This window comes from Streptomyces mobaraensis NBRC 13819 = DSM 40847 (assembly GCF_017916255.1).
Classification (GTDB): Bacteria; Actinomycetota; Actinomycetes; order Streptomycetales; family Streptomycetaceae; genus Streptomyces; species Streptomyces mobaraensis.
This window is the reverse complement of sequence record NZ_CP072827.1, coordinates 4,406,713-4,431,491: the sequence shown is the minus strand read 5'-3', so window position 1 is coordinate 4,431,491 and position 24,779 is coordinate 4,406,713. Positions and strand designations below refer to the sequence as shown.

24 protein-coding genes are annotated in these 24,779 nt (G+C 75.1%); 12 read left to right on the top strand and 12 right to left on the bottom strand.

What is annotated here, in order from left to right; all coding sequences use genetic code 11:
- Positions 1–169: 169 nt before the first annotated feature.
- Positions 170–1,738 carry a hypothetical protein gene (locus J7W19_RS33675; RefSeq protein ID WP_158688774.1) on the top strand — a complete coding sequence of 523 codons (1,569 nt, stop codon included), beginning with the start codon at positions 170–172 and terminating at the stop codon, positions 1,736–1,738.
- A 42-nt stretch (positions 1,739–1,780) separates the two neighbouring features.
- Here J7W19_RS33675 and J7W19_RS19090 read toward each other — a convergent pair whose 3' ends face one another.
- The gene (locus J7W19_RS19090; RefSeq protein ID WP_004945079.1) at positions 1,781–2,149 is read right to left on the bottom strand and encodes a hypothetical protein; all 369 of its coding nucleotides are present in this window, start codon (positions 2,147–2,149) and stop codon (positions 1,781–1,783) included.
- A 224-nt stretch (positions 2,150–2,373) separates the two neighbouring features.
- Between J7W19_RS19090 and J7W19_RS19085 the strand changes: the two genes are divergently transcribed.
- The gene (locus J7W19_RS19085) at positions 2,374–3,000 is read left to right on the top strand and encodes a GNAT family N-acetyltransferase (protein WP_040889844.1); all 627 of its coding nucleotides are present in this window, start codon (positions 2,374–2,376) and stop codon (positions 2,998–3,000) included.
- A gap of 29 nt (positions 3,001–3,029) precedes the next feature.
- Here J7W19_RS19085 and J7W19_RS19080 read toward each other — a convergent pair whose 3' ends face one another.
- Together J7W19_RS19080 and J7W19_RS19075 are read right to left on the bottom strand one after the other, a co-directional pair.
- Positions 3,030–3,692, bottom strand: a complete 663-nt coding sequence (locus J7W19_RS19080) for a hypothetical protein (RefSeq protein ID WP_004945075.1) — start codon at positions 3,690–3,692, stop codon at positions 3,030–3,032.
- A gap of 446 nt (positions 3,693–4,138) precedes the next feature.
- A complete protein-coding gene (locus tag J7W19_RS19075; RefSeq protein WP_004945072.1) occupies positions 4,139–5,281 on the bottom strand; it encodes a hypothetical protein in 1,143 nt (380 codons plus the stop codon).
- Between the two features lie 497 nt (positions 5,282–5,778).
- Here J7W19_RS19075 and J7W19_RS19070 point away from each other — a divergent pair, with 497 nt between their 5' ends.
- A complete protein-coding gene (locus tag J7W19_RS19070) occupies positions 5,779–8,448 on the top strand; it encodes a helicase-associated domain-containing protein (RefSeq protein ID WP_004945069.1) in 2,670 nt (889 codons plus the stop codon).
- Positions 8,449–8,460: 12 nt separating this feature from the next.
- On the opposite strand, the gene J7W19_RS19065 is transcribed toward J7W19_RS19070, so the two are convergent.
- From J7W19_RS19065 to J7W19_RS19055, 3 genes are read right to left on the bottom strand one after another with little or no spacing between them, the layout of a single operon-like run.
- Positions 8,461–9,321, bottom strand: coding sequence for a class I SAM-dependent methyltransferase (locus J7W19_RS19065; RefSeq protein ID WP_004945066.1), 861 nt, complete (start codon positions 9,319–9,321; stop codon positions 8,461–8,463).
- Positions 9,314–9,679, bottom strand: a complete 366-nt coding sequence (locus J7W19_RS19060; RefSeq protein WP_004945062.1) for a VOC family protein — start codon at positions 9,677–9,679, stop codon at positions 9,314–9,316. Before J7W19_RS19060 ends, J7W19_RS19065 begins: the two co-directional genes overlap by 8 nt.
- A complete protein-coding gene (locus J7W19_RS19055) occupies positions 9,676–9,861 on the bottom strand; it encodes a ribbon-helix-helix protein, CopG family (protein ID WP_004945059.1) in 186 nt (61 codons plus the stop codon). Before J7W19_RS19055 ends, J7W19_RS19060 begins: the two co-directional genes overlap by 4 nt.
- Positions 9,862–10,193: 332 nt before the next feature.
- Between J7W19_RS19055 and J7W19_RS19050 the strand changes: the two genes are divergently transcribed.
- Positions 10,194–11,843, top strand: a complete 1,650-nt coding sequence (locus tag J7W19_RS19050) for a DNA repair helicase XPB (protein WP_004945057.1) — start codon at positions 10,194–10,196, stop codon at positions 11,841–11,843.
- A gap of 19 nt (positions 11,844–11,862) precedes the next feature.
- Here J7W19_RS19050 and J7W19_RS19045 read toward each other — a convergent pair whose 3' ends face one another.
- On the bottom strand, positions 11,863–12,258 hold the full coding sequence (locus J7W19_RS19045) for a hypothetical protein (RefSeq protein ID WP_004945054.1): 396 nt from the start codon (positions 12,256–12,258) through the stop codon (positions 11,863–11,865).
- A 145-nt stretch (positions 12,259–12,403) separates the two neighbouring features.
- Between J7W19_RS19045 and J7W19_RS19040 the strand changes: the two genes are divergently transcribed.
- On the top strand, positions 12,404–12,685 hold the full coding sequence (locus J7W19_RS19040; protein ID WP_004945051.1) for a hypothetical protein: 282 nt from the start codon (positions 12,404–12,406) through the stop codon (positions 12,683–12,685).
- A gap of 11 nt (positions 12,686–12,696) precedes the next feature.
- On the opposite strand, the gene J7W19_RS19035 is transcribed toward J7W19_RS19040, so the two are convergent.
- Complete coding sequence (locus J7W19_RS19035) at positions 12,697–12,858, bottom strand: hypothetical protein (protein ID WP_154080443.1); 162 nt, start codon at positions 12,856–12,858, stop codon at positions 12,697–12,699.
- Positions 12,859–13,182: 324 nt separating this feature from the next.
- On the opposite strand from J7W19_RS19035, the gene J7W19_RS19030 reads away from it, so the two are divergent.
- Both J7W19_RS19030 and J7W19_RS19025 read left to right on the top strand, forming a co-directional pair.
- A complete protein-coding gene (locus tag J7W19_RS19030) occupies positions 13,183–15,261 on the top strand; it encodes a HelD family protein (RefSeq protein ID WP_004945050.1) in 2,079 nt (692 codons plus the stop codon).
- 710 nt (positions 15,262–15,971) lie between these two features.
- Entirely contained in the window at positions 15,972–17,093 is a 1,122-nt protein-coding gene (locus J7W19_RS19025; protein ID WP_040889842.1) for an FAD-dependent oxidoreductase, read from the top strand.
- Between the two features lie 33 nt (positions 17,094–17,126).
- Here the strand turns inward: J7W19_RS19025 and J7W19_RS19020 are convergent, their stop codons facing one another.
- Positions 17,127–17,519 (bottom strand): ArsR/SmtB family transcription factor, encoded by a 393-nt coding sequence (locus tag J7W19_RS19020; RefSeq protein ID WP_201768220.1) that lies wholly within the window; start codon positions 17,517–17,519, stop codon positions 17,127–17,129.
- A 145-nt stretch (positions 17,520–17,664) separates the two neighbouring features.
- Between J7W19_RS19020 and J7W19_RS19015 the strand changes: the two genes are divergently transcribed.
- Positions 17,665–18,852, top strand: coding sequence for an MFS transporter (locus J7W19_RS19015; RefSeq protein ID WP_004945043.1), 1,188 nt, complete (start codon positions 17,665–17,667; stop codon positions 18,850–18,852).
- A gap of 105 nt (positions 18,853–18,957) precedes the next feature.
- On the opposite strand, the gene J7W19_RS19010 is transcribed toward J7W19_RS19015, so the two are convergent.
- Complete coding sequence (locus J7W19_RS19010) at positions 18,958–19,656, bottom strand: copper homeostasis protein CutC (protein ID WP_040889860.1); 699 nt, start codon at positions 19,654–19,656, stop codon at positions 18,958–18,960.
- Between the two features lie 66 nt (positions 19,657–19,722).
- Between J7W19_RS19010 and J7W19_RS19005 the strand changes: the two genes are divergently transcribed.
- Complete coding sequence (locus tag J7W19_RS19005; protein WP_004945037.1) at positions 19,723–20,430, top strand: HD domain-containing protein; 708 nt, start codon at positions 19,723–19,725, stop codon at positions 20,428–20,430.
- Positions 20,431–20,503: 73 nt separating this feature from the next.
- On the opposite strand, the gene J7W19_RS19000 is transcribed toward J7W19_RS19005, so the two are convergent.
- Positions 20,504–20,779, bottom strand: coding sequence for a DUF4031 domain-containing protein (locus J7W19_RS19000; protein ID WP_040889837.1), 276 nt, complete (start codon positions 20,777–20,779; stop codon positions 20,504–20,506).
- A 46-nt stretch (positions 20,780–20,825) separates the two neighbouring features.
- Entirely contained in the window at positions 20,826–21,188 is a 363-nt protein-coding gene (locus tag J7W19_RS18995; protein WP_004945032.1) for a hypothetical protein, read from the bottom strand.
- A gap of 63 nt (positions 21,189–21,251) precedes the next feature.
- Here J7W19_RS18995 and J7W19_RS18990 point away from each other — a divergent pair, with 63 nt between their 5' ends.
- The 3 genes from J7W19_RS18990 to J7W19_RS18980 all read left to right on the top strand — a co-directional run bounded on the left by J7W19_RS18990 (position 21,252) and on the right by J7W19_RS18980 (position 24,745).
- Positions 21,252–22,202: a MurR/RpiR family transcriptional regulator gene (locus tag J7W19_RS18990; protein WP_004945030.1), complete on the top strand. Its 951-nt coding sequence runs from the start codon at positions 21,252–21,254 to the stop codon at positions 22,200–22,202.
- Positions 22,203–22,223: 21 nt separating this feature from the next.
- The gene (gene murQ, locus J7W19_RS18985) at positions 22,224–23,162 is read left to right on the top strand and encodes an N-acetylmuramic acid 6-phosphate etherase (protein ID WP_004945027.1); all 939 of its coding nucleotides are present in this window, start codon (positions 22,224–22,226) and stop codon (positions 23,160–23,162) included.
- Positions 23,163–23,404: 242 nt separating this feature from the next.
- Positions 23,405–24,745 carry a PTS transporter subunit EIIC gene (locus tag J7W19_RS18980; protein ID WP_004954152.1) on the top strand — a complete coding sequence of 447 codons (1,341 nt, stop codon included), beginning with the start codon at positions 23,405–23,407 and terminating at the stop codon, positions 24,743–24,745.
- Positions 24,746–24,779: the final 34 nt, after the last annotated feature.

Sequence of the window (24,779 nt, the reverse complement as noted above, 5' to 3'; positions counted from 1 at the left end):
GAAAGCGCCTCGATCGGCACGGTAGCGTCGCGCTCACCCGATGAGACGTCGGGAAAATGACGACGGCCCCCGCCGGGACAGCCATCCCGGGCGAGGGCCTGATCATCAAGGAAGCAGACCCTTCCCCATGACTGAGACGCAGTTTAGCGCGCACGCGGGAGCGTGCGCCGTGGCGCCGCAAGCCGCACCGTCACTCGCCGGAGTGGTGCACGTCCGGCACCGGCACACCTCGCACTTCACGGTGGTCGGCAACCACCTCGCCCAGCATCGGGAGTTGTCGCTGGTCGCGATCGGGATCGGTGTGTACGTGCAGTCCCTGCCGGATGGCGCGAGCGTCGGGATCAAGGATCTGACCAGGCGGTTCCGGGAAGGCGAGATCACCATCGGACGCGGGCTGCGCGAGCTGGAGCAGGCCGGTTACCTGCGGCGGGAGCGGGTGCGGACGAAGGAGGGGCGCGTCGTCACCGTCACGAGCTGGCATGAACGGCCTGGGGCGGGGGCAGTGGTTGACCACTCCGGTAGGGGGACGCCGCCGGTCGCCCTCGCCCGGCGGCGGGGGCGGGGGAAGGGGGCGGGGCCGGGGCAGTCGCAGTCCGAGCCGTCGGGGCAGGGCCGGTCGCAGCCTGAGCCGTGGGGGCTGGAGCGGTCGCGGCCTGCGCCGTCGGGGCCGGGCCGGTCGCAGCTGGAGCCGCCGAGACTGGAGCAGTCGCAGCCTGCGCCGTCGGGGATGGAGCCGTCGCAGCTGGAGCCGTCCGGGCTGGAGCGGTCACGGCCTGCGCCGTCGGGGTCCGAGCCGTCAGAGCTGGGGCAGCGGCCGGAGCCCGAGCCGTCAAGGCTGGAGCAGCGGTTGGAGTGGCAGCCGGAGCCCTCGCGGTCGGATCGGCTGTTGCAGCGGCAGACCGAACCGGGGCGGCCGGAGTGGTCGCAGCGGCAGTCGGCACCGACGCGGCCGGAGTGGCGGTCGGAGGGGGAGTCGGAGGGGGAGTCGGACCCGGATCGGCCGAAGCAACTGTTGCAGCGGCAGACCGAACCGGCTTGGCCGGGGCGGCCGTTGCAGCGGCTGGCGGAACCGGCTCAGTCGAAGCGACTGTTGCAGCAGCCCGCACCAGCCCGGCCGGAAAGGCCGTTGCAGCAGCCGCCCGAACCGGCACGGTCGGAGCTCTCGCCGTCGCGGCCGGAGCCCTCACCGCCGGAGCGGCCCCCGGCGCCCGAGCCGTTTGCCTCGCCCCCGCCCCCACCCGACGGCCCCGCCGCCGACCTCCTCGCCGGGCTCCGCCGGCACGATCCCCGCCTCCTGCTCTCCGAGAAGGACGTGCGGGAGCTGTCGCCCGCCGTCCGGGCCTGGCTCGAACGCGGCGTCGGGCCCCGGCAGATCGTCCGCACGCTGACCGCCGAACTGCCCATCGGCCGCATCTCCTGGCCCGCGCGCCTCCTCCGTCATCGGCTCACCCACTGGCTGCCGCCCGCCCTGCCCACCGGGCCGCTGGAGCCCCTGGAGCCCCTGGAGGCACCCAGAGACGCGCCGCCGGGGCTCGCTCCCTGGGACGCGCCGGATTTCGGGGTCCCGCAGACCGGACCGTCCACCCCGCCCGCTCCCCTCCCCCTCCCCCTCCAGACCTGCGACGGCTGTGATCGCGCCGTTCGGGCCGCCCACCCCACCCTCTGCCGCGACTGCCGGGAGGGCGCCGTGCTCGTCGGCGTCGACGGAGAGGTCGACGGGGTGGACGGCGAGACGTGAACGCTCAGCGGTCGATCACCGCGTCAGTGGTGGATCGCCTCCTCAGCCGGGGATCGCCCCGGCGTCGATGACCTCGCCGTTCAGGTCGCACCACGCGGTCGACGTACGGCCGGAGCGGACGCGGTCGCCGAAGCGGAGGTAGTCGATCCCGTCGGCGCGGTGGCAGACGACGTACGAGGTGAACGACTTGCCGTAGCACGTGATCGACGCGCCATGGCCGATGTCGCCCCGCAGGTACCGCCAGGTGGCGCAGGTGAAGCCCGATCCGCCGGTGGCGGAAGGGACGGTCGCGGCGGGCGTCGCGGCGGCCTCCACGACCGACGCGGACGCGGGTGCCGCGAACCCTGCCACCGCTCCGCCCGCGAGGGCCAGTGAGGCGGTGACGACCGCGACACGGGGGCGGATGTTCATGGTTCCTCCCTTGCCTGGATGCCGGGTTGGTCGTTGCGCGAGCCGACGCTAGTCGCCGATGCGGCGGTCCCCCAGTGCGGTACGGGAGTTGGCCGGTACCGGACCCGGACCCGTCGGACACCCGCCGCGTCCGCGCGTCCTCACCGCGCGCCAAGCGGAGAGCGGACCGCGGGAATCCCTCACTTCACGGGAACGGTCCGTCGCTTCCCGGCCGTTCCCCGGACATGTCACACCACACACAGCCCACTCGCCTCGTACGCCCCGCCACCTCGCGGGACGTGCCCTCGTCCGTCCGAACTCTCACCCGCGCGTTCGCCGACTACCCCTTCACCCGGCACATCGTCGCCGCCGACGATCACGAGGACCGGATCCGTCGCTTCCAGAGCCTCTTCCTGGAGCGGGTGGGCATGGCGTACGGGCGGGTGTGGGTGACGGAGGAGGCGGGAGGCGAGGGTGCCGTCGCCGTCGCGGTGTGGACCACGCCCGAGCGGGACCCCGGACCCGCCTTCGCCGAAGTGGCTCCCGCTGCCGCCGAGTTGGCGGGTGACCGCGCCGCCGCCTTCGAGTCCGCCGAACGCGCGCTGGAACCGCACCGGCCGCAGGGGCCCGCCTGGTTCCTGGCCACCGTCGGCGTGGACCCCGCCCATCAGGGCCGCGGAATCGGCGCCGCCGTCCTGTCCCCCGGCCTGGAGGCCGCCGAACGCGCCGGACACCCCGCGTACTTGGAGACCTCCACCGAACGGAACGTCCGCTTCTACCAGCGGCTCGGATTCAGGGTGACGGCCGACGTACGCCTACCGGACGACGGCCCCCGCACCTGGTGCATGCGGAGGGACCCGAACGCGTCCTGAGGGAGGGACGTAGCGCGCGGCCGCGTCCGCTACCTCGGCGTCTTCACCGTGTGGCCCGCTCGCATCATCCGGCTCGGCTGCCGGTCGCCCTGACACTGACCGGTCATGACGGGTTCCGTTCCGACGGACTCGGCGGCCCGGCGCCGTCGGTAGTAGTGCACGGTGAGGATCCCGAGCAGCGGCCCCCACGCGGCGAGCGGCCAGTACGCACCGTAGAAGACGGCCTCCCGCCAGCCGTGCGTGCCGAAGCCCGCGGCCCCGGACCCGTCGACCTTGTGGCCGAGGCTGATCATCGTCATCGCGTACGGCCAGAGCAGGGTGTTCACCGTCGCGCCCAGGCCGGCGGGGACGACCGCCGCGAGGATCGGTATCCGGCGGCCGCCCAGCCGCGGGATCCATCGCGGCCACCGCTCGCCCCACTCGCTGACCAGGCCGACCGCCAGGAAGGCGAGGGCCTCGCTGACCGCGCTCAACGCGATGACGTACCACCACTCGCCGCCGAACCAGGCCGGCGGCGGGTCGGCGTCCGGCGCGACCTCCATCAGCGGCACGCGGAAATCGACGCTCAGGATCCGCCAGAGCCCGGCGGGCAGAGCCGTCAACGAGGTCGCGTACGCGGCCCACACGGCCCAGCGGGGTACGCCCGCCGCCGTCCGGCCGTGCGGTCCCGCCCTGCGGGCGCGAGCAGTCATGGGGATCCTCCTGATCTGGCCGTACGCTGACCGCCGATGCGGTGGCGGTGCCCGGACGGTTCGAAGATCCCCGTGGGGGCGGGGGCGGCACGTCCGTCCCGAGGACGGAACGGCTCACCCGCGTGGGGGAGAGGAACGCTCCTTGAGAAGCACGGAGGAAGCGGTCGGCGGATCCGGCCCGGAACGCCCGCACCGGGGCGCGCGGACGCTCCCGCCCTACGGCACCGGGCGCCGCATCCCTCGGCGTGAGGGTGACGGGCCGGATCGGCTCCCCCGGCTCGACGTCCGTCGGCGTGGTTCCAGCGGCCCGGCAGGCCGCTGTCGCCCGTTGCGTCCGGGGGCGGAAGCCGCGACGCCACCCGGACCGGCCCCAACTCCCGTCGCACCGACGCCCGTCCGCCCCAACACCCGTAGCCGTAGCCACGGCGCCGTCGGGACGGCTCGCGTCACCCCGGGCGGCGGGCCCGCCACAGGACGAACAGCGCCGAGCCGACGGCGGCCACCCGGACGACGACCGGGAAGGTGTCGGCCAGGGCGGCGCCCAGTTCGCCCTGGGCTATCGGGTCGCCCCAGCGGTGTTCGAGGCGCCCCCAGAGCCAGACCAGGGCGGCGCCCGCCGCCAGGCCGGGGACGCCCATCACGGCCCACTTGGACTCGGCCTGGGTGAGCCTGCGCGTGATGTAGGCGAGGGCCCAGCCGGCGGCCATGACGAGCAACTGCCCGAGCACCGCGCCGGCGACGAGCAGGATCGCCACGAGGGCGAGCATCGGGCTGATCGGGATGGTGCCCGCGGCACCCCCCGCCGCGCCGGTGCCCTCCGCGGCGGGCACGCCTCCCGCGCCCGCCGTACCGCCCGCGCGGCGGAACGGGAAACGGCGGCGGGTTCCGGCGGCGCCCGGCCCGGACCCCGGCCCGGCCGGTGCCTGCTCGCCGACGCCGGCCGGCGGCCGGAGGGCGTCGCCGGAACGCTCACCGGCCGCCGCCTCCGCCTGCTGCCGGGCGAGTTCCTCAGGGCCGGGCGGCGGCTTGAGCATGTCCGGGATCTCTATGCCGCCCGTGAAACCGTGGGTCGTCCCCGTTCCGCCGGTCCCCGCCCCTCCGCCGACCGCGTCGAAGGGGCTCCGCTCCACCCACCACCACTCGTCCGCCGCGCCGGCGGGAGTGGACGGGCCCCGCAGCTCCTCCTCCGTGGCGAGGTGCGGGGGCGCTCCCGCGTCGGGGAAGCGCACCGCGCCCGTCCCGGCGGCCGTGTGCGCCCCCGCGCCGGCTCCCGCGCCGGCTCCCGCGCCCGCGCCCGACTCACCGCGCTGCGCGGGGACACGGCCCGCGCGCCCTGCCTCTGCCCCGTCCGCACCACCGGTGCCGCCCGCGCCGGTCACCGCCTCGTCGGGCGTGCCCAGCCCGTCGAGGATGCGGCGCACGGCGGCCGGTGTGTCGGCGCCCTCGACCGCCCGCCGCCGTTCGATCTCCGTACGCAGCCGGGTGACCAGACGCATCCGGTCCCCGGACGTGAGGGACCGCCGCTGGGCTATGTCGCCCACCTTGCTGAGGTAGTCGTAGACGAGCTGATCGCTCTCGATCCCCACCACGTCCCCCAAGCTCCCCGATGACCTCCGACGCCTCGCCGCTGCCCGAACGACGGTACCCGGTCCTCCCCCGGCTGTCCGCGAGAACGGCCGGGGGCGCCCGGGTGGGCGAACGGCGGGGGGCGAGCTCCGTTCGGTCCCGGTCGCGCACACCGCGCGGCAGCGGCACGCCACCGTCCGACCGCTGCCGCCGAGAACGGCGTCGCCCCCATCCCGGCTCCCCACCACTCGGACGGCCTCGCCCACCGGCCGGAAGGACCGGCAGAACCGGCAGAACCGGCAGAACCGGCAGGACCGGCAGGACCAGCAGGACCAGCAGGACCAGCAGGACCGGCAGGACCAGCAGGACGCGACCGCCACGAGCGGACCGGCCCACCCGCTCCCCGGCAGCACGGCGGAAGCCGTGGAAACCACCCACGCCGCACGCACGCACACACGCGCGTCGAAGAGGCGACCGCAGCCCACCGCCCCCGCCGCCTCCACCCGGTACCGTTAGCAGAATGACCACTTCTCGGGAGACCGGCAGCGGCGGCGGCAGGGCCGGCGGAGGACCGCGCACCCTCGCCGAGGAGCTGCGGGCGCGGCCCGACGAGGCGCTGGCGGAGCTGTTGCGGGCGCGGCCCGACCTGGTGAACCCGGTGCCGGGGGACCTCACCCAGCTCGCCACGCGGGCGGCGACGCGCGCGTCCGTGGCGCGGGCGCTGGACCGGCTGGACCGGTTCGTGCTCCAGGTCGCGGAGGCGCTGGCCGTGGCGCCGGACCCGTGCCCCTACGAGCGGCTGGCCGGCCTCATGACCGGCGACGAACCGACGGATCCGCGCGTCGCGGCCGAGCTGCCGCGTGCCGTCGCGGAGCTGCGGCGGCAGGCGCTGGTGTGGGGCGGGGACGACCGGCTCCGCCTGGTCCGTACGGCCCGCGAGCTGCTGGCACCGTCCGCGAGCCGGCCTTCCGCCACCGGGCTGGGCCCGACCGTCGCCGAGGCCACGGCCGGGATGTCACCCGGACGGCTGCAAAAGATCATCGAGGCGGCCGGGCTGCCCACCACCCACGATCCGGTGACGGCGGTCGCCGCGCTGACGGAGCTGTTCGAGGACCGCGCCCGGATGGCGGCGTTGCTGGCGCGGGCGCCCGAGGGCGCGCGGGCCGTCCTCGAACGACTCGCCTGGGGGCCGCCGTACGGCACGGTGACCGCCGAACCGGCCCCCCACCTGCGCTGGCTGCTGGACCGGGGGCTGCTCCTGCCGACCGGGCCCGGCGGCGTCGTCCTGCCCCGGGAGGCGGCGCTGCACCTGCGCGGCGGGCGCGCGCACCGCACGCCCGAGCCGGAGGCGCCCGCGCCGGCGCCCGTCACCGCGTACGCGCCGGAAACGGTGGACGCGACGGCGGCCGGGCAGGCGTTCGGCGCACCGGCCGCCGTCGAGGAACTGCTGTCGGACTGGGAGACGGCCGGCCCGCTGGTGCTGCGCGCGGGCGGGCTCAGCGTCCGCGACCTCAAGCGGGCGTCGACCGTCCTCGACGTGCCGGGTCCCGTCGCCGCGTTCTGGGTCGAACTCGCCTATGCGGCGGGCCTGTTGGCCTCCGATGGGGACGTGGACGAACGGTACGTCCCCACGCCCGCGTACGACGAGTGGCTGGACCTGCCCGCCGCCGAGCGCTGGGCGTGGCTGGCCGGCGCGTGGCTCGCCACCACCCGTACCCCCGGCCTCGCGGGCACCAGGGACGCCAAGGGGCGCACCCTGTCGGCGCTCGGGCCGGACCTCGACCGGTCACCCGCGCCCGAGGTGCGGCGCCGCGTCCTCACGCTGCTCGCCGACCTTCCGGCGGGGGCGGCCGTCCCCGCCGACGCGCTGCTCGCGCGCCTGGCGTGGGAGCGCCCGCCGCGCTCCCCCGGTGCGCCGGGGGCCGCCGGCCCCGCCGGATCGACCGAGTCGGCGGGTTTCGCGGGACCGGCCCGTCCGGCAGGCGCTGCGGGCTCAACCGGCCCGGCAACGTCATCCGGCCCCGCCAACCCCTCTGGCACCGCCCACGAGAACCTGCGGTCCCGGCTCGCCCGCTGGGCACTCGCCGAGGCCGAACTCCTCGGCGTCACCGGCCGCGGCGCCCTCTCCACCCCCGGCCGCGTCCTGCTGTCGAAAACAGCGGCGACCCCCTCGCCTGGCGCGGGCACCCGCCCGGCCGACGCCACCGCCGCCCGCGGGGAGAGTGCCGAGAGCGCGGCCGCCGCCGCCCTCGCGCCGCTCCTCCCCGAACCGCTCGACCACGTCCTCGTCCAGGCCGACCTCACCGCCGTCGCACCCGGCCCGCTGCACCGCCCGCTCGCCCAGCGGCTCGCCGTGCTCGCGGACATCGAGTCCAAGGGCGGCGCCACGGTGTACCGCTTCACGCCGGACTCGGTGCGGCGGGCGCTGGACGCCGGGCAGTCGGCGTCCGACATCCTCGCCTTCCTCACCGAGCACTCCCGCACCCCGCTGCCCCAGCCGCTCGTCTACCTCGTCGAGGACGTGGCCCGCCGCCACGGCCGGCTGCGCGTCGGCGCGGCCTCGTCGTACCTGCGCTGCGACGACGAGGCGACGCTCGCCGAGATCCTCGCCGACCGCCGCTCGGCCGCCCTGCGGCTGCGCCGCCTCGCGCCGACCGTGCTCGCGGCCCAGGCCGCGCCGGACGCGCTGCTGGAGGGGTTGCGGGCGATGGGGTACGCGCCGGCGGCGGAGTCGGCGGAGGGCGACGTCCTGGTCACGCGCGCCGACGCGCACCGCACCCCGCCGCGTACGCCCCCGGCGCCCGTCCCCGACGGCCCGCCCGCGCCCGACGACACCCTGCTCGCCGCCGCCGTCCGGGCCGTCCGCGCCGGCGACCGCGCCGCGACCGCAGAACGCAAGCCGTCCCCCGCCGCAGAGGACCGGGCCCCGGCCGCGACGGGCGCCGCCGCCCTGCCCCGCACCACGCCCGCCGAAACCCTGGCCACCATGCAGGCGGCCGTCCTGACCGGCGCGGCCGTGTGGATGGGCTACGTCAACGCGGAGGGCGCGGCGAGCCAGCGGGTGATCGCGCCCGTACGGGTGGAGGGCGGTTACGTCACGGCGTACGACCACACGACGGACGAGGTGCGGACGTTCGCGCTGCACCGGGTCACGGGGGTGGCGGAGCTGGCGGAGGAGCACGCCGTGTGACCGGCCGGCGGGTCACACCTCCGCGACGAGGAACTGCTCGGCCCGGGGCGGGCGCAGACCGTCGGGGCGGCCGGCGAAGTACCGTTCGGCCAGTTCGTCCGGCGAGACGTGGGCGGCCTTCGCGAACCCGGCCTCCAGGGCCGCCCGCCGCATCTCCTCGGGCGCGTAGAGGCTGACGAACGGGGTGCCCGACGCGGCGGCGTTGCGCATGGACATCTCCTGGACCTGCCGCTGTTCCGGTTCGAGCAGGTCGAGCGGCGGGAGGAAGGTCGACGCGAACGCGGAACCCGGCGCGAGCGCGGCGGCCTGCCGGAGCGTCGCGACGTTGGCCTCGTGGCTGAGGTACATGCTGACGCCGGTCGACGCGACGACCGCCGGCGCGCCCCGGTCGAACCCGGCGGCCGTGAGCCGCTCCCACCACGAGTCGCCGGCCTCGAAGTCGACGGGCACGAAGGTCAGCCAGGGCGGCGTCGCGTATCCGAGCTCGGCCAGGCGCCGCCGCTTCCACATCTGCGTGCCCGGCTGGTCCACCTCGAACACCCTGATCGACGCGCCCGGTTCGGGGCGCCGCTGGGCGAAGGTGTCCAGGCCCGCGCCGAGGATGACGTACTGCGTCACTCCGCCTTCGGCGACGCGCTCGGCGACGAGGTCCTCGACGAACCGGGCACGGGCGACGACGGACGCGCGGACGCCCGCGACGCCCGGCATGGTCATGTCGCCGCGCTCCCGCCAGCCGGGCCCGGGGTCGGCGAGCTCCAGCCCGATCTCGTCGCCGAGCACATGCGGCGGCGCGTCGGCCCGCACGTGCAGGGCGCGCCAGAGGGCGACGCGAACGGCGGTGTGGTCGGGGACGGCGCGCCGCGGCTCACCCATGGTGCTCTCCGTGGCCGTCCGGGAGCGGCGCTTCAAGAGCGACGGCCCGCCCGTCGGGGTCGAGGACCAGCGCCTGCCGCACGCCCCAGTGCGTCGGCGTGAACGGCTGGGCGAACTCCGGCGTACGCGCGGGCGCGAACGCGTCGGCGTCCGCGACGGTGAGCACGGGCCTTGTCACCAGCTCCCGTTCGTGCTGCTCGACGATGAACACGTACGGCCCTCCGGCCGGGTGCCGCCACTGCCCGGAGCCGTGATCGGTCTCCAGCACGCTCTCGAAGCCCAGCGACTTCCAGAACGCGGCGGTCGCCCCGTAGTTGCGGGTCTCGACGAGGAACCCCTCGATCCCGTCGGTCGTCATCGCGCATCCCCCTCCCCGGCGTCCGCGTCCGCGTCCGTGAGGCGCCGGAAGTACTCGGTCAGGGCCGTCTCGACGATCGAGGAGAGCGATCGTTCGGTGTCGACGGCGTGGTGTTTGACCTCTCGGATGAGGTCGGTGGGCAGGTAGACGTTGAACTGCTTCACCTGGCGGTCGGCGGGCATGGCTAGGATGCTAGCAAGCTAGGGATGGTGGGGGAAGGGTGCCCCAGCCCCTCCCCCAGAGGGGGCACCCCCATTCACCGTTTCTTGCGGGGGCAAGCCCCCGCACCCCCGAAACCGCGCTCCGCGCGGTTGTCCTCAAACGCCGGACGGGCTGAATCGTGCGCCCGGGCGCGAAATCAAGCCCGTCCGGCGTTTGAGGACGAGCGGCGAAGCCGCGACAAGCGGGGTCCGGGGCCTCTCCCGCCACCCCCCGCCGCCCCCGGCGGATGAGGCACACTGGACGTTTGGCCGCACAGAAGGACGGACGGCCCCACGGAAGGACGGACACGTACGTGAACGGACCGCTGATCGTCCAGTCGGACAAGACGCTCCTCCTGGAGGTCGACCACGAGCAGGCCGAAGCCTGCCGCCGGGCGATCGCGCCCTTCGCCGAGCTGGAGCGCGCCCCCGAGCACGTGCACACCTACCGGGTGACGCCGCTCGGCCTGTGGAACGCGCGGGCGGCCGGGCACGACGCCGAGCAGGTCGTCGACGCGCTCGTCAGCCACTCCCGCTACCCCGTGCCGCACGCGCTGCTCGTGGACGTCGCCGAGACGATGGCGCGCTACGGCCGGCTGAGGCTGGTGAAGCACCCCGTGCACGGGCTGGTCCTGGAGACCACGGACCGGCCGGTGCTGGAGGAGATCCTGCGGTCGAAGAAGATCAAGCCGCTCGTCGGCACCCGGATCGACCCCGACACCGTCGCCGTGCACCCGTCCGAGCGCGGCCAGATCAAGCAGGCGCTGCTGAAGCTGGGCTGGCCCGCCGAGGACCTGGCCGGGTACGTGGACGGCGAGGCGCACCCGATCGAACTGCGCGAGGACGGCTGGGCGCTGCGCCCGTACCAGCGGCAGGCCGTCGACGGCTTCTGGCACGGCGGCTCCGGCGTCGTCGTACTGCCCTGCGGCGCGGGGAAGACGCTGGTCGGGGCCGGGGCGATGGCCGAGGCCAAGGCGACGACGCTGATCCTCGTCACGAACACGGTCTCCGCCCGGCAGTGGAAGCACGAGCTGGTGAAGCGGACGTCGCTCACCGAGGACGAGATCGGCGAGTACAGCGGGACGCGGAAGGAGATCCGCCCGGTCACCATCGCCACGTACCAGGTGCTGACCACCAAGCGGAAGGGGATCTATCCCCACCTGGAGCTGTTCGACTCCCGCGACTGGGGCCTGGTCGTCTACGACGAGGTGCACCTGCTGCCCGCGCCGGTCTTCAAGTTCACCGCCGACCTCCAGGCCCGGCGGCGGCTCGGGCTGACGGCGACGCTCGTCCGGGAGGACGGGCGGGAGTCGGACGTGTTCTCGCTGATCGGGCCGAAGCGGTTCGACGCGCCGTGGAAGGAGATCGAGGCGCAGGGGTACATCGCGCCCGCGGACTGCGTCGAGGTCCGCGTCAACCTCACGGACGGGGAGCGGCTGGCGTACGCGACGGCCGAGGCGGAGGAGAAGTACCGCTTCTGCGCGACGACGGCCACGAAGCGGAAGGTCACCGAGGCGCTGGTGCGGCGGCACGCGGGTGAGCAGACGCTGGTCATCGGCCAGTACATCGACCAGCTCGACGAGCTGGGCGAGCACCTGGGCGCGCCGGTCATCAAGGGCGAGACGAGCAACGCGCAGCGCGAGAAGCTGTTCGACGCGTTCCGGCAGGGCGAGATCTCGGTGCTCGTCGTGTCGAAGGTCGCGAACTTCTCCATCGACCTGCCGGAGGCGACCGTCGCCATCCAGGTCTCCGGCACGTTCGGCTCCCGCCAGGAGGAGGCCCAGCGGCTCGGCCGCGTCCTCCGCCCGAAGGCGGACGGGCACGAGGCGCGCTTCTACTCGGTCGTCGCCCGCGACACGATCGACCAGGACTTCGCGGCCCACCGGCAGCGGTTCCTGGCGGAGCAGGGGTACGCGTACCGGATCGTGGACGCGGACGAGCTGCTGGCGGGGGACGACGCCTGAGGCTCCGGCGGGGCAGGCGTCAGGCGGGCCCCGAGGCGAGGGCGAAGCCGAAGACCACGACCACCACCGTGACGACGGTCAGCACGACCGGCAGCACGATCAGGGTGACCGCGGTGACCGCGAAGGTGAGGCGCGCGGACCGCATCGACTCCCGGTGCGGCAGCAGCCACGCCACCGCCAGGGCGAGGGCTCCGGCGAACAGCACGGCCGCCAGCGGACCGTCGTCGAAGATCAGGAACCCGTCGCCGAACGCGTACCACAGCAGCGCGGGGAGAGCGAGGAGGGAGACGACGGCGGGGCCCTTCGCCCAGTGTTCGTCCCGCGCGCCGAGCCGCCGGTCGGTCCGGTGTGCCAGCCGGCGGAACCGGCCGGTGGCGGGGGCGGCTGAAGGGGTTCGTGTGGTGGTGGTTGTCATACCGCCATTCCATCGGCGGGCGGCGGCCGGCGGATCGGGTCGGGTACTCAATCCGCGGGGGTAGCGGTACTCAGGCGAGTACGCCCGAAGACGGGGCTCCGCTCGGTAGCCTGGCCGCAGCATCGGTCGAGGCGCGGAGGGAACAGTGCCCCACCAGGACCTCCACGAGGTGCTGTACACCGAACAGGCGGCGCGCGAGCGGGACCGTCTCGACCCGGCGCGCAGGGCCTCCTTCGAGAAGGCCGTGGATCTACTGGCGAGGGTCCCCTACACCGAGCTGTCCCGTCCCGTCGGGGCCGGCGAGCAGGACCGGGAGATCCGTCTCACCTCGCGGATCGTCGCGGAGTACATGGTGTCCCGCGGGCGGCTGCTGCTGGTCGCGCTGCGCATCCCCGACGACGCGGACATCCTCCTGGTGGAGGACTGAGACGCCGCCCGTCAGCGCTTGACCAGCGCTTCCTCCCCCTCGAAGCGGCCGAGGAGGACGACGCTGACGGCCGTGCCGGCGAACACCTTGAGGGCGCGGAAGGCGTGGGAGAGGGCGGTGGAGGCGCCGTGCTCGGCGCCCTGGGCGGCTGAGGTGATCCCTGCGGTGGTCATGTGTCCATGATGGGTTCCGCGGGTCCGCCGGACATCGCTCTGGCGGTGTAAACGCGGGCGGCCCGCCGTACGACTCAGGGATCATGCCGACCCCTACGGGAGACGGACTCCGACCCTGAGAACCGCCCCGGGGTACCTCGGGGGCACCCCGGGAGCGCATCAGGGGCGCGCGGAAATTCATTGGCGCCGCCCCGCCCCCGTCCGTAGAATCGCGGACTTCCGCCTCCCGCCGCGTGTCCCGGGAGCGCCGCCGCCCGGACGGAAACCGGCCGGCCTCCTCGCTCGTACCGTACGCCCACCGCCCCCCGCCCTGGAGGCCATGCCGTGCCCGCGCACGCCCCCGACCAGCAGTCCGACAGCCGTCACGAAGACCCGCTCGCCCGTGAGCGGGCCCATCTCGCGGCCTCCCGGGCCGCGTTGCGCGCGATGCGGGAGGACGTCGAGGCGCTCGACATCAAGGACGTCACGGCCAACTGGGTCAACGCGGAGGTCCTGAACCGCCAGATCGAGGAGCGCATCACGGCGCTCGCCGATCTCGCGCACGCCCCCCTCTTCTTCGGGCGGCTCGACTACGAGGAGGCGCCGGCCGACGCGACGGGGGAAGGCGGCGGCGAGGAGCGGTTCTACATCGGGCGGCGGCACGTGCACGACGCGCACGGCGATCCCATGGTCGTCGACTGGCGCGCACCCGTCTCGCAGCCGTTCTACCGGGCGTCGAAGAAGGAGCCGCTGGGCGTCGGGCGGCGGCGCCGCTTCGGGTACACCGGCGGCGAGTTGACGGCGTACGAGGACGAGGACCTGACGGACGCGTCGGGCACCGAGCGGGCGAGCGCGCTGCTCCAGGCGGAGATCGAGCGCCCGCGCGTCGGACCGATGCGGGACATCGTCGCGACGATCCAGCCGGAACAGGACGAGATCGTCCGCGCCGGGATCGGCGGCACGGTGTGCGTCCAGGGGGCGCCCGGCACCGGGAAGACGGCGGTGGGCCTGCACCGCGTCGCGTACCTGCTCTACGCCCACCGCGAGCGGCTCGCCCGCACCGGCACGCTGGTCGTCGGGCCGAACCGGTCCTTCCTCCGCTACATCGAGCAAGTACTGCCCGCCCTGGGCGAGTTGAACGTCGCGCAGGCCACGGTGGACGACCTCGTCGCGCACGTGGAGGTGCGCGGGACGGACTCCGCCGAGGCGGCGACGGTCAAGGGCGACGCCCGGATGGCGGAGGTACTGCGGCGCGCGGTCCGCTCGGGCGTGACGATGCCGGTGGACCCGGTGGTCGTCGTGCGCGGCTCGCGGCGCTGGCGCGTCCCGGCGTACGAGGTGGAGGAGATCGTCCGTGAACTCCTCGCCCGCGACATCCGCTACGGCGCCGCCCGCGAGGCCCTGCCGCAGCGCATCGCGCACGCCGTGCTCGTCCGGATGGAGCAGGCGGGCGAGGCGCCGGACGACCGGGTGCAGGACGCGGTGGCCCGCAACCCCGCCGTGAAGGCGGCGGTCAAGGCCGTCTGGCCGGCCGTCGACCCGGCGAAGCTGGTGCTGCGGCTGCTGTCCGAGCCGGAGTTCCTCGCCGAGCACGCGGCGGGCCTGCTGACGGAGGACGAACAGCGGGCCGTGCTGTGGGCGAAGCCCGCGCGGAGCGTGCGGACGGCCAAGTGGTCGGCGGCGGACGCGGTGCTGATCGACGAGGCGGCGGACCTCGTCCAGCGGACGCCGTCGCTCGGGCATGTGGTGCTGGACGAGGCGCAGGACCTGTCCCCCATGCAGTACCGGGCGGTCGGCCGCCGCTGCACCACCGGTTCGGCGACCGTCCTCGGCGACATCGCGCAGGGCACCACCCCGTGGGCGACGGCGAGTTGGCGCGAGGCGCTCGCCCATCTGGGCAAGCCGGACGCGGCCGTCGAGGAGCTGACGCAGGGCTTCCGCGTCCCCCGCGAGGTGATCGCCTACGCGTCGCGGCTGCTGCCCGCCATCGCCCCCGGCCTGTCCGAGGCGACGTCGGTGCGCGAGGCCGCCGGCGACTTCGCGGTACGCGCCGTCGCCGGGCCCGACGCGTTGGACGACGCGGTCGTCGCCGCCTGCCGCGCCGCGCTCCGCCGCGAGGGCTCCATCGGCCTGATCGCGGCGGACGCCCGGATCCCCGCCCTGGCCACGGCCCTCGCCGACGCCGGCCTCCCCCACCTCGCCCCGGGCGAGGAGACCACCGCCGACGCCCGCCTCACCCTCGTACCGGCCTCCCTCGCCAAGGGCCTGGAGTACGACCACGTCGTCCTCGACGAGCCCACCGCCATCGTCACCGGCGAACCGGACGAACGCACCGGCCTGCGACGGCTGTACGTGGCCCTCACCCGAGCGGTCTCCGGCCTGACAGTGCTGCACGCGCAGCCGCTGCCGACGGCTTTGGGGTGACGCACCCGGGCGCCGCCCGGCTGACGCACTCGGGTGGCGGGCCCAGGATGAACCGCCCGGCTGACGCGTTCGCGGGGACCTGCCCGACTGACGCACTCGGGCGGCGCGGCCGGGTGACGGGACCGGGGTGAGGCGCCCGGCTGACGCGTTCGCGGGGACCTGCCCGGCTGACGCACTCGGGTGACGCGGCCGGCTGAAGCGCCCGGCTGGCGCGTTCAGGTAGCGCGCCCGGGCGCAGGGCCCGAGGCGAGGGCCCGGGCGACGGGCCCGCGTGACCCGCCCGGCTGACGCACTCGCGCGGACCCGCCCAGATGACGGGCCCGGGGTCAAGCGCCCGGCTGGCGCACCCGGCTGACGCGCCCGCGCGGCCCCGCCCCGGCGACGCGGCCGGGTGACGCACCCGGGCGCCGTCCTTGAGTGACGCCCCCTCACGCGCGGCCCCCGCACCGCCCGCCCGGGCGCACCGCGTCGAGCGTGCCGCACCGACAAACCCGTCCGTTCCCCCCGTCGGCCGATTGTCGGGGGCGACCGGTGGCGGTCGGTGGGCTGTCGGCCGTCTGTCGGTGGGCGAAGGGACATTGGAGCGGTCGGAGCCGGTCGTCATCGGCGCCGGTCACCAGCATCACAGCGTCCCGGCCCACCGGGGCGGCGCTCCCGGCGTGATGCGCCGGGGAGTCCGCCCGGCGGGTCACGATCAGGAAGGCATCCCCATGGCTACCGAAGTGACGATCATCGGCGCCGGTCTCGGCGGACTCGCGCTCGCCCGCGTCCTGCACGTCCACGGCATACCGTCGGCGGTCTACGAGGCGGAGTCCTCCCCGGCCGCGCGTTCGCAGGGCGGAATGCTCGACATCCACGACTACAACGGTCAGATCGCCCTTGAGGCGGCCGGGTTGACGGACGAGTTCCGGGGGCTCGTCCTGGAGGGCCGCCAGGCCATGCGGGTGCTCGCGCCGGACGGGACCGTGCTGTTCGACAAGGTCGACGACGGCACGGGCGGCCGCCCCGAGGTGCAGCGCGGCGAGTTGCGGCGGATGCTGCTCGACTCGCTCCCGGCCGGGACCGTCCGGTGGGGGCACAAGGTCACCGGCGCCCGTACGCTCGGCGACGGCCGGCACGAGGTGACGTTCGCCGACGGCCGTACCGTCGTGACGAGCCTGCTGGTCGGCGCGGACGGCGCGTGGTCGCGAATCCGCCCGCTGCTCTCCGCCGCCGAACCGGAGTACAGCGGCCGGTCGGTCGTCGAGACCTACCTGTACGACGCCGACACCCGGCACGCCGCCGTCGCGAAGACGGTCGGCGGCGGGTCGATGATGGCGGCCAAGCCGGGCCGGGAGATCTTCGCGCACCGGGAGAAGGGCGACACGCTGCACGCCTACGTGGGCGTGGTCGAGCCGCTGGAGTGGTTCGCCGGCATCGACTTCACCGACGCCGCCGCGGCCACCGAGCGGATCGCGCGGGAGTTCGACGGCTGGGCGCCGGAGCTCACCGCGCTGATCACGGACAGCGACGTCGCGCCGGTCCTGCGCCCCCTCTACGCCCTGCGGGCCGAACACCGCTGGGAGCGGGTGCCGGGGGTGACCCTGCTCGGTGACGCCGCCCACCTCGCGGTTCCGAACGGCGAGGGCGCCAACCTGGCGATGCTCGACGGCGCCGAGCTGGGCCAGGCTCTCGCCGCGCACCCGGGCGACGTCGAGGCCGCGCTCACCGCGTACGAGCGGGCCATGTTCCCGCGCAGCGCCGAGGCCGCCGCGATCGGCGGGGGCGAGGACGGCGAGGACCCGATCCAGGGCCTGATCGCCGCCGTCGCCCAGGACGGGCGGCCCGAGTAGGCGGCGGGGGCGGCGCACCCGGGCCGGCAGCCGTCACCCGGCTCCGCCGGCCCCGGCGCCCGCCTCGCCACCGGCTCCGGTGTCCGCCGCGCCGCCGCCCTCCCCGCCCGCCGCCAGCAACGCGTCGACCAGCCCCGGGAAGCGCGCGTCGAGGTCCGCGCGGCGCAGGGCGACGTGGCGGTTGCGGCCGACCGCGCGCGTAGAGGTGACTCCGGCCTCGCGCAGGACGCGCATGTGGTGCGAGAGCGTCGACTTGTGCAGGTGGCCGAGGCCGAGACGGGCGCCGTCGCAGTCGCACTGCTCGTCGGTGGCGAAGGCGCGGAACAGGTGCAGGCGGACGGGGTCCCCCAGCGCGTTGAGGACCTTCTCCAGCCGGATGTCCTCGGCGTCGGGCTGCGGCAGCAGCTCTCCCTCCACAGTCGTCACCGTTCCCACCTTCCGTCACAGGGGCGCCGCTTCACAGGAGTTGAGGCCCGCCCGGCCGCCATTTCCGTTTGACAGTCATCCAACAATCTCTATTGTTTGACGCACGTCCAACCTTACCTGCCCGGAACTGCCCGGAAGGACTCCCGTGCGTCTCCGCCTGTTCCTGCTCGCCCTCGGCGCGTTCGCCGTCGGCACCGACTCCATGGTCATGACCGGCATCCTCGACGGCATCGCCGACGACCTGGACACCTCCCTCGCCGCCGCCGGACAGCTCGTCACCGTCTTCGGCCTGGCCTACGCGCTCCTCGCGCCCGTCCTCGCCACGGTGACCGCGCGCTGGGACCGGCGGCGGGTGCTGTTCACCGCGCTCGCGGTCTTCACGCTGGCGAACGCGCTCAGCGCGCTCGCCCCGGGCTACGGAACACTGCTCGCCACCCGGATCCTCGCCGCCGCCGGCGCCGCGCTCTACACCCCGACGGCCAACGCCGTCGCCACCACCCTCGTCCCGCCGGAGCGGCGCGGGCGCGCCATCGCCACCGTGCTCGGCGGCATGACCGTGGCCACCGTGCTCGGCGTCCCCCTGGGCGCCTACCTCGGACGCGCCGACTGGCGCTGGACGATGTGGCTGGTCACCGCCCTGGGCGGCGCCGCGCTCGCCGGCCTCGCCGCGCTGCTGCGCGACCTGCCCACCGCGACGGCCGCACCCGGCATACGGGAACGCCTGGCGCCGCTTCGCAACCGCCAAGTGATCGCGGGGACGTTCACGACGTTCCTCGTCTTCGTCGCCGTCAACTCCGTCTACATCTACCTGGCGACGGCGGTCCGCCCGGCCACGGGCGGCGACCAGGACCGGCTCTCGCTGATCCTGCTGGTGTCCGGCCTCGCATCGATGGCGGGCAACTGGCTGGGCGGCCGGCTCGTCGACCGGCTGGGCGTCCGCGCGGTCCTGCTCACCGGTGGTGTCCTCGGGGCGCTCGCGTACGGGGCCCTGCCGCTGCTCTCCGGCTCGATGCCCGGGGCACTCTGCTACGCCGCCGTCAGCCCGCTCGTCGGCTGGTCGATGGCCGTCGCCCTGCCGCACCGCCTGGTCTCCGTCGATCCGCCGAGCGCACCCCTGCTGATGTCGCTGAACAGCAGCGCGCTCTACCTCGGGCTGGCGGCGGCGGGAGTGGTGGGGAGCACGGCGATCGACGTGCTCGGGGGGCGGTGGTTCCCCGTGGTGTCGGTGGTGGCGATGGCGGGCGCGGTGGCCGTCACGCTGGGGACGGTCCGGCGGCCGCCCCGCCCGCAGGCCGCGGAGGAAACGCGGCTGGTCAGCCCGTCCGGCGTGTGAGGACGAGCGGCGAAGCCGCGCTCAGGGGGCTGGGGCGCAGCCCCAGGGAACGGCGAAGTGGGGGTGCCCCCCTCTGGGGGAGGGGCCGGGGCACCCCCACCCCGCCTACCCCCCGAGCACCTCACGCCAAGCCCGCACCGCCGCCACATCCACCGGCGCGTCCCAACCCCCCGGCCGGGACGCCCCACCGATGTGGAACCCGTCGATACCGGCCTCCAACAGCACCGGCACATGCTTCAACTTGAGCCCGCCGCCCACGAGGATCCGCGGCTCGTACCCGGGCTCGTCCCCCCGCGCCGCCTCGGCCAGCAGCGTGGCGAGCCCGTCGTCCACACCGGAAGGAGACCCGGCGGTCAGATACGTGTCGAGACCGGGCCGATCGGCCAGCTGCTTCCGCAGCGCGTCCCGATCCGCGGCCCGGTCGATGGCCCGGTGGAACGTCCACCGGGCGTCCGGCCCGATCACGTCGCACAGCGCGTCGACGGCGGCGAGGTCCGCCCGCCCGTCCTCGCCGAGGAACCCGAGGACGAACTCCTCGGCGCCCTCCGCCCGCAGCGCCCCCGCCGCGGCGCACAGCGCGTCGAGCTCCGCCGCGCCGCCGGCCCCGAAGCCGTCGGAGGACCGCAGCATCACGCGGACGGGGATGTCGACGGCCTCCCGCACCCGCGCGAAGGTCTCCAGCGAGGGGGTCAGGCCGTCGGCCGCCATGTCGCTGACCAGTTCCAACCGGTCGGCCCCACCGGTCCGCGCCGCCACCGCGTCCGCCGCGTCCAGCGCGATCACTTCGAGAATTGGTCTAGACATGTAACAAGGGTGCCACACCGGCGCCCGCCGAGGAAGCAGACCCCTCGATTCCCCCACAATGGCCCCATGGCCACCTCCGCCGACCCGTCCCTCGAAGCCCGCTGGGCCGACGCCGTCCGCACGGCCCGCGGCCCAGAGTCCGACCACCCGGATTCCGACGGCCCCGAAACCCACCATCCGGAATCCGGCGGCCCGGACCCCGCCCGCTACGCCGCCGACCTGCTCACCCGCTGGTCGGAGCCGCAGCGCCGCTACCACACCACCGCCCACCTCACCGCCGTCCTCGACCGCGTCGACGAACTCGCCGAGCATGCGGAAACGGACCGCGACCTCGCCGCCGTCCGGCTCGCCGCCTGGTTCCACGACGCCGTCTACCTGCCCGAACGCTCCACCAACGAGGAGCGCAGCGCCCGGCTCGCGGGCCGCGCCCTGGCGGAACTGGGGATGCCCGAGGACGTCACCGCCGAGGTCGTCCGGCTCGTCCTGCTGACCGTCGGCCACGACCCGGCCCCCGGCGACCGCAACGGCGAGCTGCTGTGCGACGCCGATCTCGCCGTCCTGGGCGGCTCGCCCGAGGCGTACGCGACCTACGCGGCGGAGGTGCGCCAGGAGTACGGCTTCGTACCGGACGAGGCGTTCCGGGCCGGCCGCGCGGCCGTCCTGCGCCAACTGCTCGACCTGCCGCGGCTGTTCCGCACCCCGCGGGGGTACGAGCGGTGGGAGCGCGCCGCCCGGCACAACCTCACGACGGAGCTCGCGCTGCTCACCACGTAGCGCGGGCCCGCACCGGGCGCGCCCCTCCCCCGGCCGGACCTCAGCCCGGGCACGCCCCCTCACCCCATCGGACTCACCCCGGACGCGCCCCCGGCCGCTTCCGCCTCCGCAGCCCCGCCGCCCTCAGCAGCCGCACCACGTCCCGGCTCCGCACCTCCACCGCGCCGAGCCGCACCGCCTCCGCGTACGAGGACGCCGCCACGTCGTAGTGGTCGCCGTCGAAGGCCCGCCCGGGCAGGCCCATGCGGGCGGCGAAGGCGTGCAGCTCGTCGAAGCTGACGTCGCTCACCAGGTGCGACCACATACGGCCGTGCCCCGGCCACTGCGGCGGGTCGATGTAAAGCGTCACCCGATCGCCTTCGATTCCACGCTCCGCCGTCCCGGCCGGGCCGCCGTCAGCCGCGCAGGGCCGACGCCAGATGCCCGACGGGCGCCACGATCACCGCCTGCTTCGTACAGGCCCAGTGCGGGTCCGGGCCCAGCTCCGGTTCGACCTCCAGGGCGTGCGGGTCCCCGGAGTCCGTGCAGACCGGGCACAGCGGCCAGCGGCCATGCCGCTCCAGCAGCGCGTCCTGGACGTCCTGGGCGATCAGCCCGGCGACGAACGACACGCCCTCCGGCCACTGCTCGACCCACCACCGCCGGCCGGCCACCGCGTCCTCGACCAGCGAGACCACGTCCGGCTCGGCCACGCCCCCGGCGGTCAGGTCGTCGAGGACGAGCGCCCGGGCCGCGTGCAGTGCTTGTTCGAGCTCCATGTGCACCATTGTCCGGGACGCGAAAGGTTGACGGCACATCCGGCTGAAAATACCTTTCAACGGGTGAGCAGCGATCCGAAGGAAAGCGCCGAACGCCGTCTCCCACCGCCGCTGCACAGGCCCGTCACCCCGCCCGTTCCCGGCGCGCTCGCCGCCAAGGCCCGTACGCTCGCGCCGACCATGACCCGCTCCATGCGGCGGGTCGCCGACGCCCTCGTCGCCGACCCGGCGGGCTCCGCCGCCCTGACCGTCACCGGACTCGCCCAGCGCACCGGCACCAGCGAGGCCACCGTCGTCCGCACCGCCCGCGTGCTCGGCTACCCCGGCTACCGCCAGCTGCGCCTCGCGCTCGCCGCCCTGGCCGCGGAGCGGGCGGCGGGCCGCGCCCCGGCGGTCACCGCGGACATCGCCGTGGACGATCCGCTGCCGAGCGTGGTCGCCAAGCTCGCGCACGACGAGGCCCAGTGCCTGGCCGACACGGCGGCCGGGCTCGACACCACCGCCCTGGAGGCGGCGGTGGCCGCGGTCGCCGCCGCCCGGCGCGTCGACGTCTACGGCATCGGCGCGTCCAACCTCGTCGGCCAGGACCTCGTCCAGAAGCTGCTGCGCATCGGCGTGATCGCGCACGCCCCCGCCGACCCGCACCTCGCCGTCACCAACGCCGTCCAGCTCCGCTCCGGCGACGTCGCCATCGCCATCACCCACTCCGGCCGGACGACCGACGTCGTCGAACCGCTGCGGGTCGCCTTCGAGCACGGCGCCACCACCGTCGCCGTCACCGGCGACCCGGCCGGCGGCATCGGCCAGTACGCCGACCACGTCCTCGCCACGTCCACGGCCCGGGAGAGCGAACTGCGCCCGGCGGCCATGTCCAGCCGGACCAGCCAGCTGCTGGTCGTGGACTGCCTGTTCATCGGCGTCGCGCAGCGGACCTACGAGCGGGCCGCGCCCGCCCTCTCCGCCTCCTACGAGGCACTCGTCCACCGCCACGCCGCGCGGCCCGACCCGCGCTGACCGAGACCGAGCGAGGCCACCATGCCGTCGACCCCCGCCCTGGACGCCCTCCGCGCCCAGCTCGCGCACCTCACCACGGAGGCGTTCCGCCCCGAGCTGGCGGACATCGACCGGCTGCCGACCCTGGACATCGCGACCGTCATGAACGCCGACGACGCGACGGTCGCCGCCGCCGTCGCCGGCCGGCTGCCCGCCATCGCCGCCGCCATCGACGCGACCGCCGAACGGATGGCCCGCGGCGGCCGGCTGGTCTACGCGGGCGCGGGCACGGCGGGACGGCTCGGGGTGCTGGACGCCAGCGAGTGCCCGCCGACGTTCGCCACCGAGCCCGGCCGGGTGGTCGGACTGATCGCCGGCGGCCCGGAGGCGCTGCTGACGGCCGTCGAGGGCGCGGAGGACGACGCGGAGGCCGCCGCCGCCGACCTCGCCGCGCTCGGCCTCACCCCCGACGACACGGTCGTCGGCGTCTCCGCCTCCGGCCGCACCCCGTACGCCGTCACCGCGGTCACCCGGGCCCGCGCGGCCGGCGCCCTCACCGTCGGCCTCTCCTGCAACGAGAACTCCGCGCTGGGCGCCGCCGCCGACCACCCCATCGAGGTCGTCGTCGGCCCCGAGCTCCTCACCGGCTCCACCCGCCTCAAGGCCGGCACCGCCCAGAAGCTCGTCCTCAACATGATCTCGACCATCACCATGATCCGCCTCGGCAAGACGTACGGGAACCTGATGGTCGACCTCCGCGCCTCGAACGCGAAGCTGCGGGCTCGTTCCCGGCACATCGTCGCGCTCGCGACGGGGGCGGACGACGCCGAGATCGAGGCGGCGCTGACGGCCACGGGCGGAGAGGTGAAGCACGCGATCCTGGTGCTGCTGAGTGGGGTGGACGCCGCCACCGCCGGCCGGCTGCTGGAAGAGGCCGGGGGTCATCTGCGGGCGGCGCTGGAGGCGGCGCGGGAGAGGTGAGCCCCGGTCCCGCCCTTTCGCCGTTTCCTGGGGCTGCCGCCCCAGACCCCGCTTGTCGCGGCTCCGCCGCTCGTCCTCAAACGCCGGACGGGCTGGAATCAGCCCGTCCGGCGTTTGAGGACAACCGCGCGGAGCGCGGTTTCAGGGGGTGCGGGGGCCGGCCCCCGCAAGAAACGGTGAAAGGGCGGGACCGGGGCACCCCACCCGTTACAAACGGCACCGCCACGTGGCACACATCCCCCATGCCCACCGAGCACCCCCACCTCACCCCCACCCTCCTCCTCCCCCTCCTAGGCGGCCCCGCCAACCTCCGCTCCGTCACCCACTGCATGACCCGCCTCCGCGTGGACGTCGTGGACCCCGCCCTCGTCCGGTCGGCGGAACTCCGGGCCACACCCGGCGTCCTCGGAGTGGTCATGGACGGCACGGCCGTCCAGGTGGTCCTGGGCCCGGGGACGGTCACCCGGGTGGCCGCGGCCCTCCGTGCCGAACGCCAGGCGCGGACCGCCGCCCCCACCAGGCAAACCCTCCGCCGCGTCACCCGGATCTTCGTCCCCCTCATCCCCGCCCTGATCGGCTGCGGCGTCATCGCCGGCCTCGCCGGCCTGCTCGCCAACCTCCGGTGGGCGCCCGCCCTCGTGCCGGCGTTGAACGCCGTCGCGTCCGGGTTCATGTCGCTGATCGGCGTCTTCGTCGGGTACCGGACGGCGAAGGAGTTCGGCGGCACGCCGGTCCTCGGCGGCGCCGTCGCGGCCGTGGCCGTCTGGCCCGGGCTGGCGCAAGTGGAGGTGTTCGGACGGGGGTTGACGCCCGGGCAGGGCGGAGTCCTCGGGGCGCTGGCCGCGGCGCTGCTGGCGGTGGCCGTGGAGCGGGGGTGCCGGCGCGTCGTGCCCGAGGCGCTGGACGTCCTGGTCACTCCCACGCTCACCGTGCTGCTGCCGGGACTGGCGACGCTGTACGGGCTGATGTGGGCGGCGGGTGAAGCGTCAAGCGCGGTGGGGTGGTTCGCGGACTGGCTGCTGTCGCACGGGGGTGCCGTGGCCGGGTTCGTGCTCGGCGGGCTGTTCCTGCCGCTGGTGATGCTGGGGCTGCATCAGGCGCTGATCCCGGTCCACGCCACCCTGATCGCCGAGCGGGGCAGCACGGTCCTGCTGCCGATCCTCGCCATGGCGGGCGCGGGCCAGGTGGGAGCGGCGGTCGCTGTCTACCTGCGGCTGCCGGATGACATCTCGGTGCGGCGCACGGTGCGTTCGGCCCTTCCGGCCGGGCTGCTGGGCGTCGGCGAGCCGCTGGTCTACGGGGTCTCGCTGCCGCTGGGGCGGCCCTTCGCGACGGCCTGTGTGGGAGGCGCCTTCGGCGGCGGGTTCGTGGGCTTCATGGCGCAGGGCGGGGGCGGCACGGTGGGCGCCACGGCGATCGGACCCTCCGGCTGGGCGTTGTTCCCACTGCTGAGAGGGGACCAAGGGCCGGTCGAGGCGGTAGTGGTGTACGCGGCGGGGCTGTTGGTCGGGTACGCGGCCGGCTTCCTCGCCACGTACTTCTTCGGCTTCCCCAGGAAACGCCCGAGGGCGGCATCCCCGTGATGGGGATGCCGCCCTCGGTCCGTCTGCCTCGGGA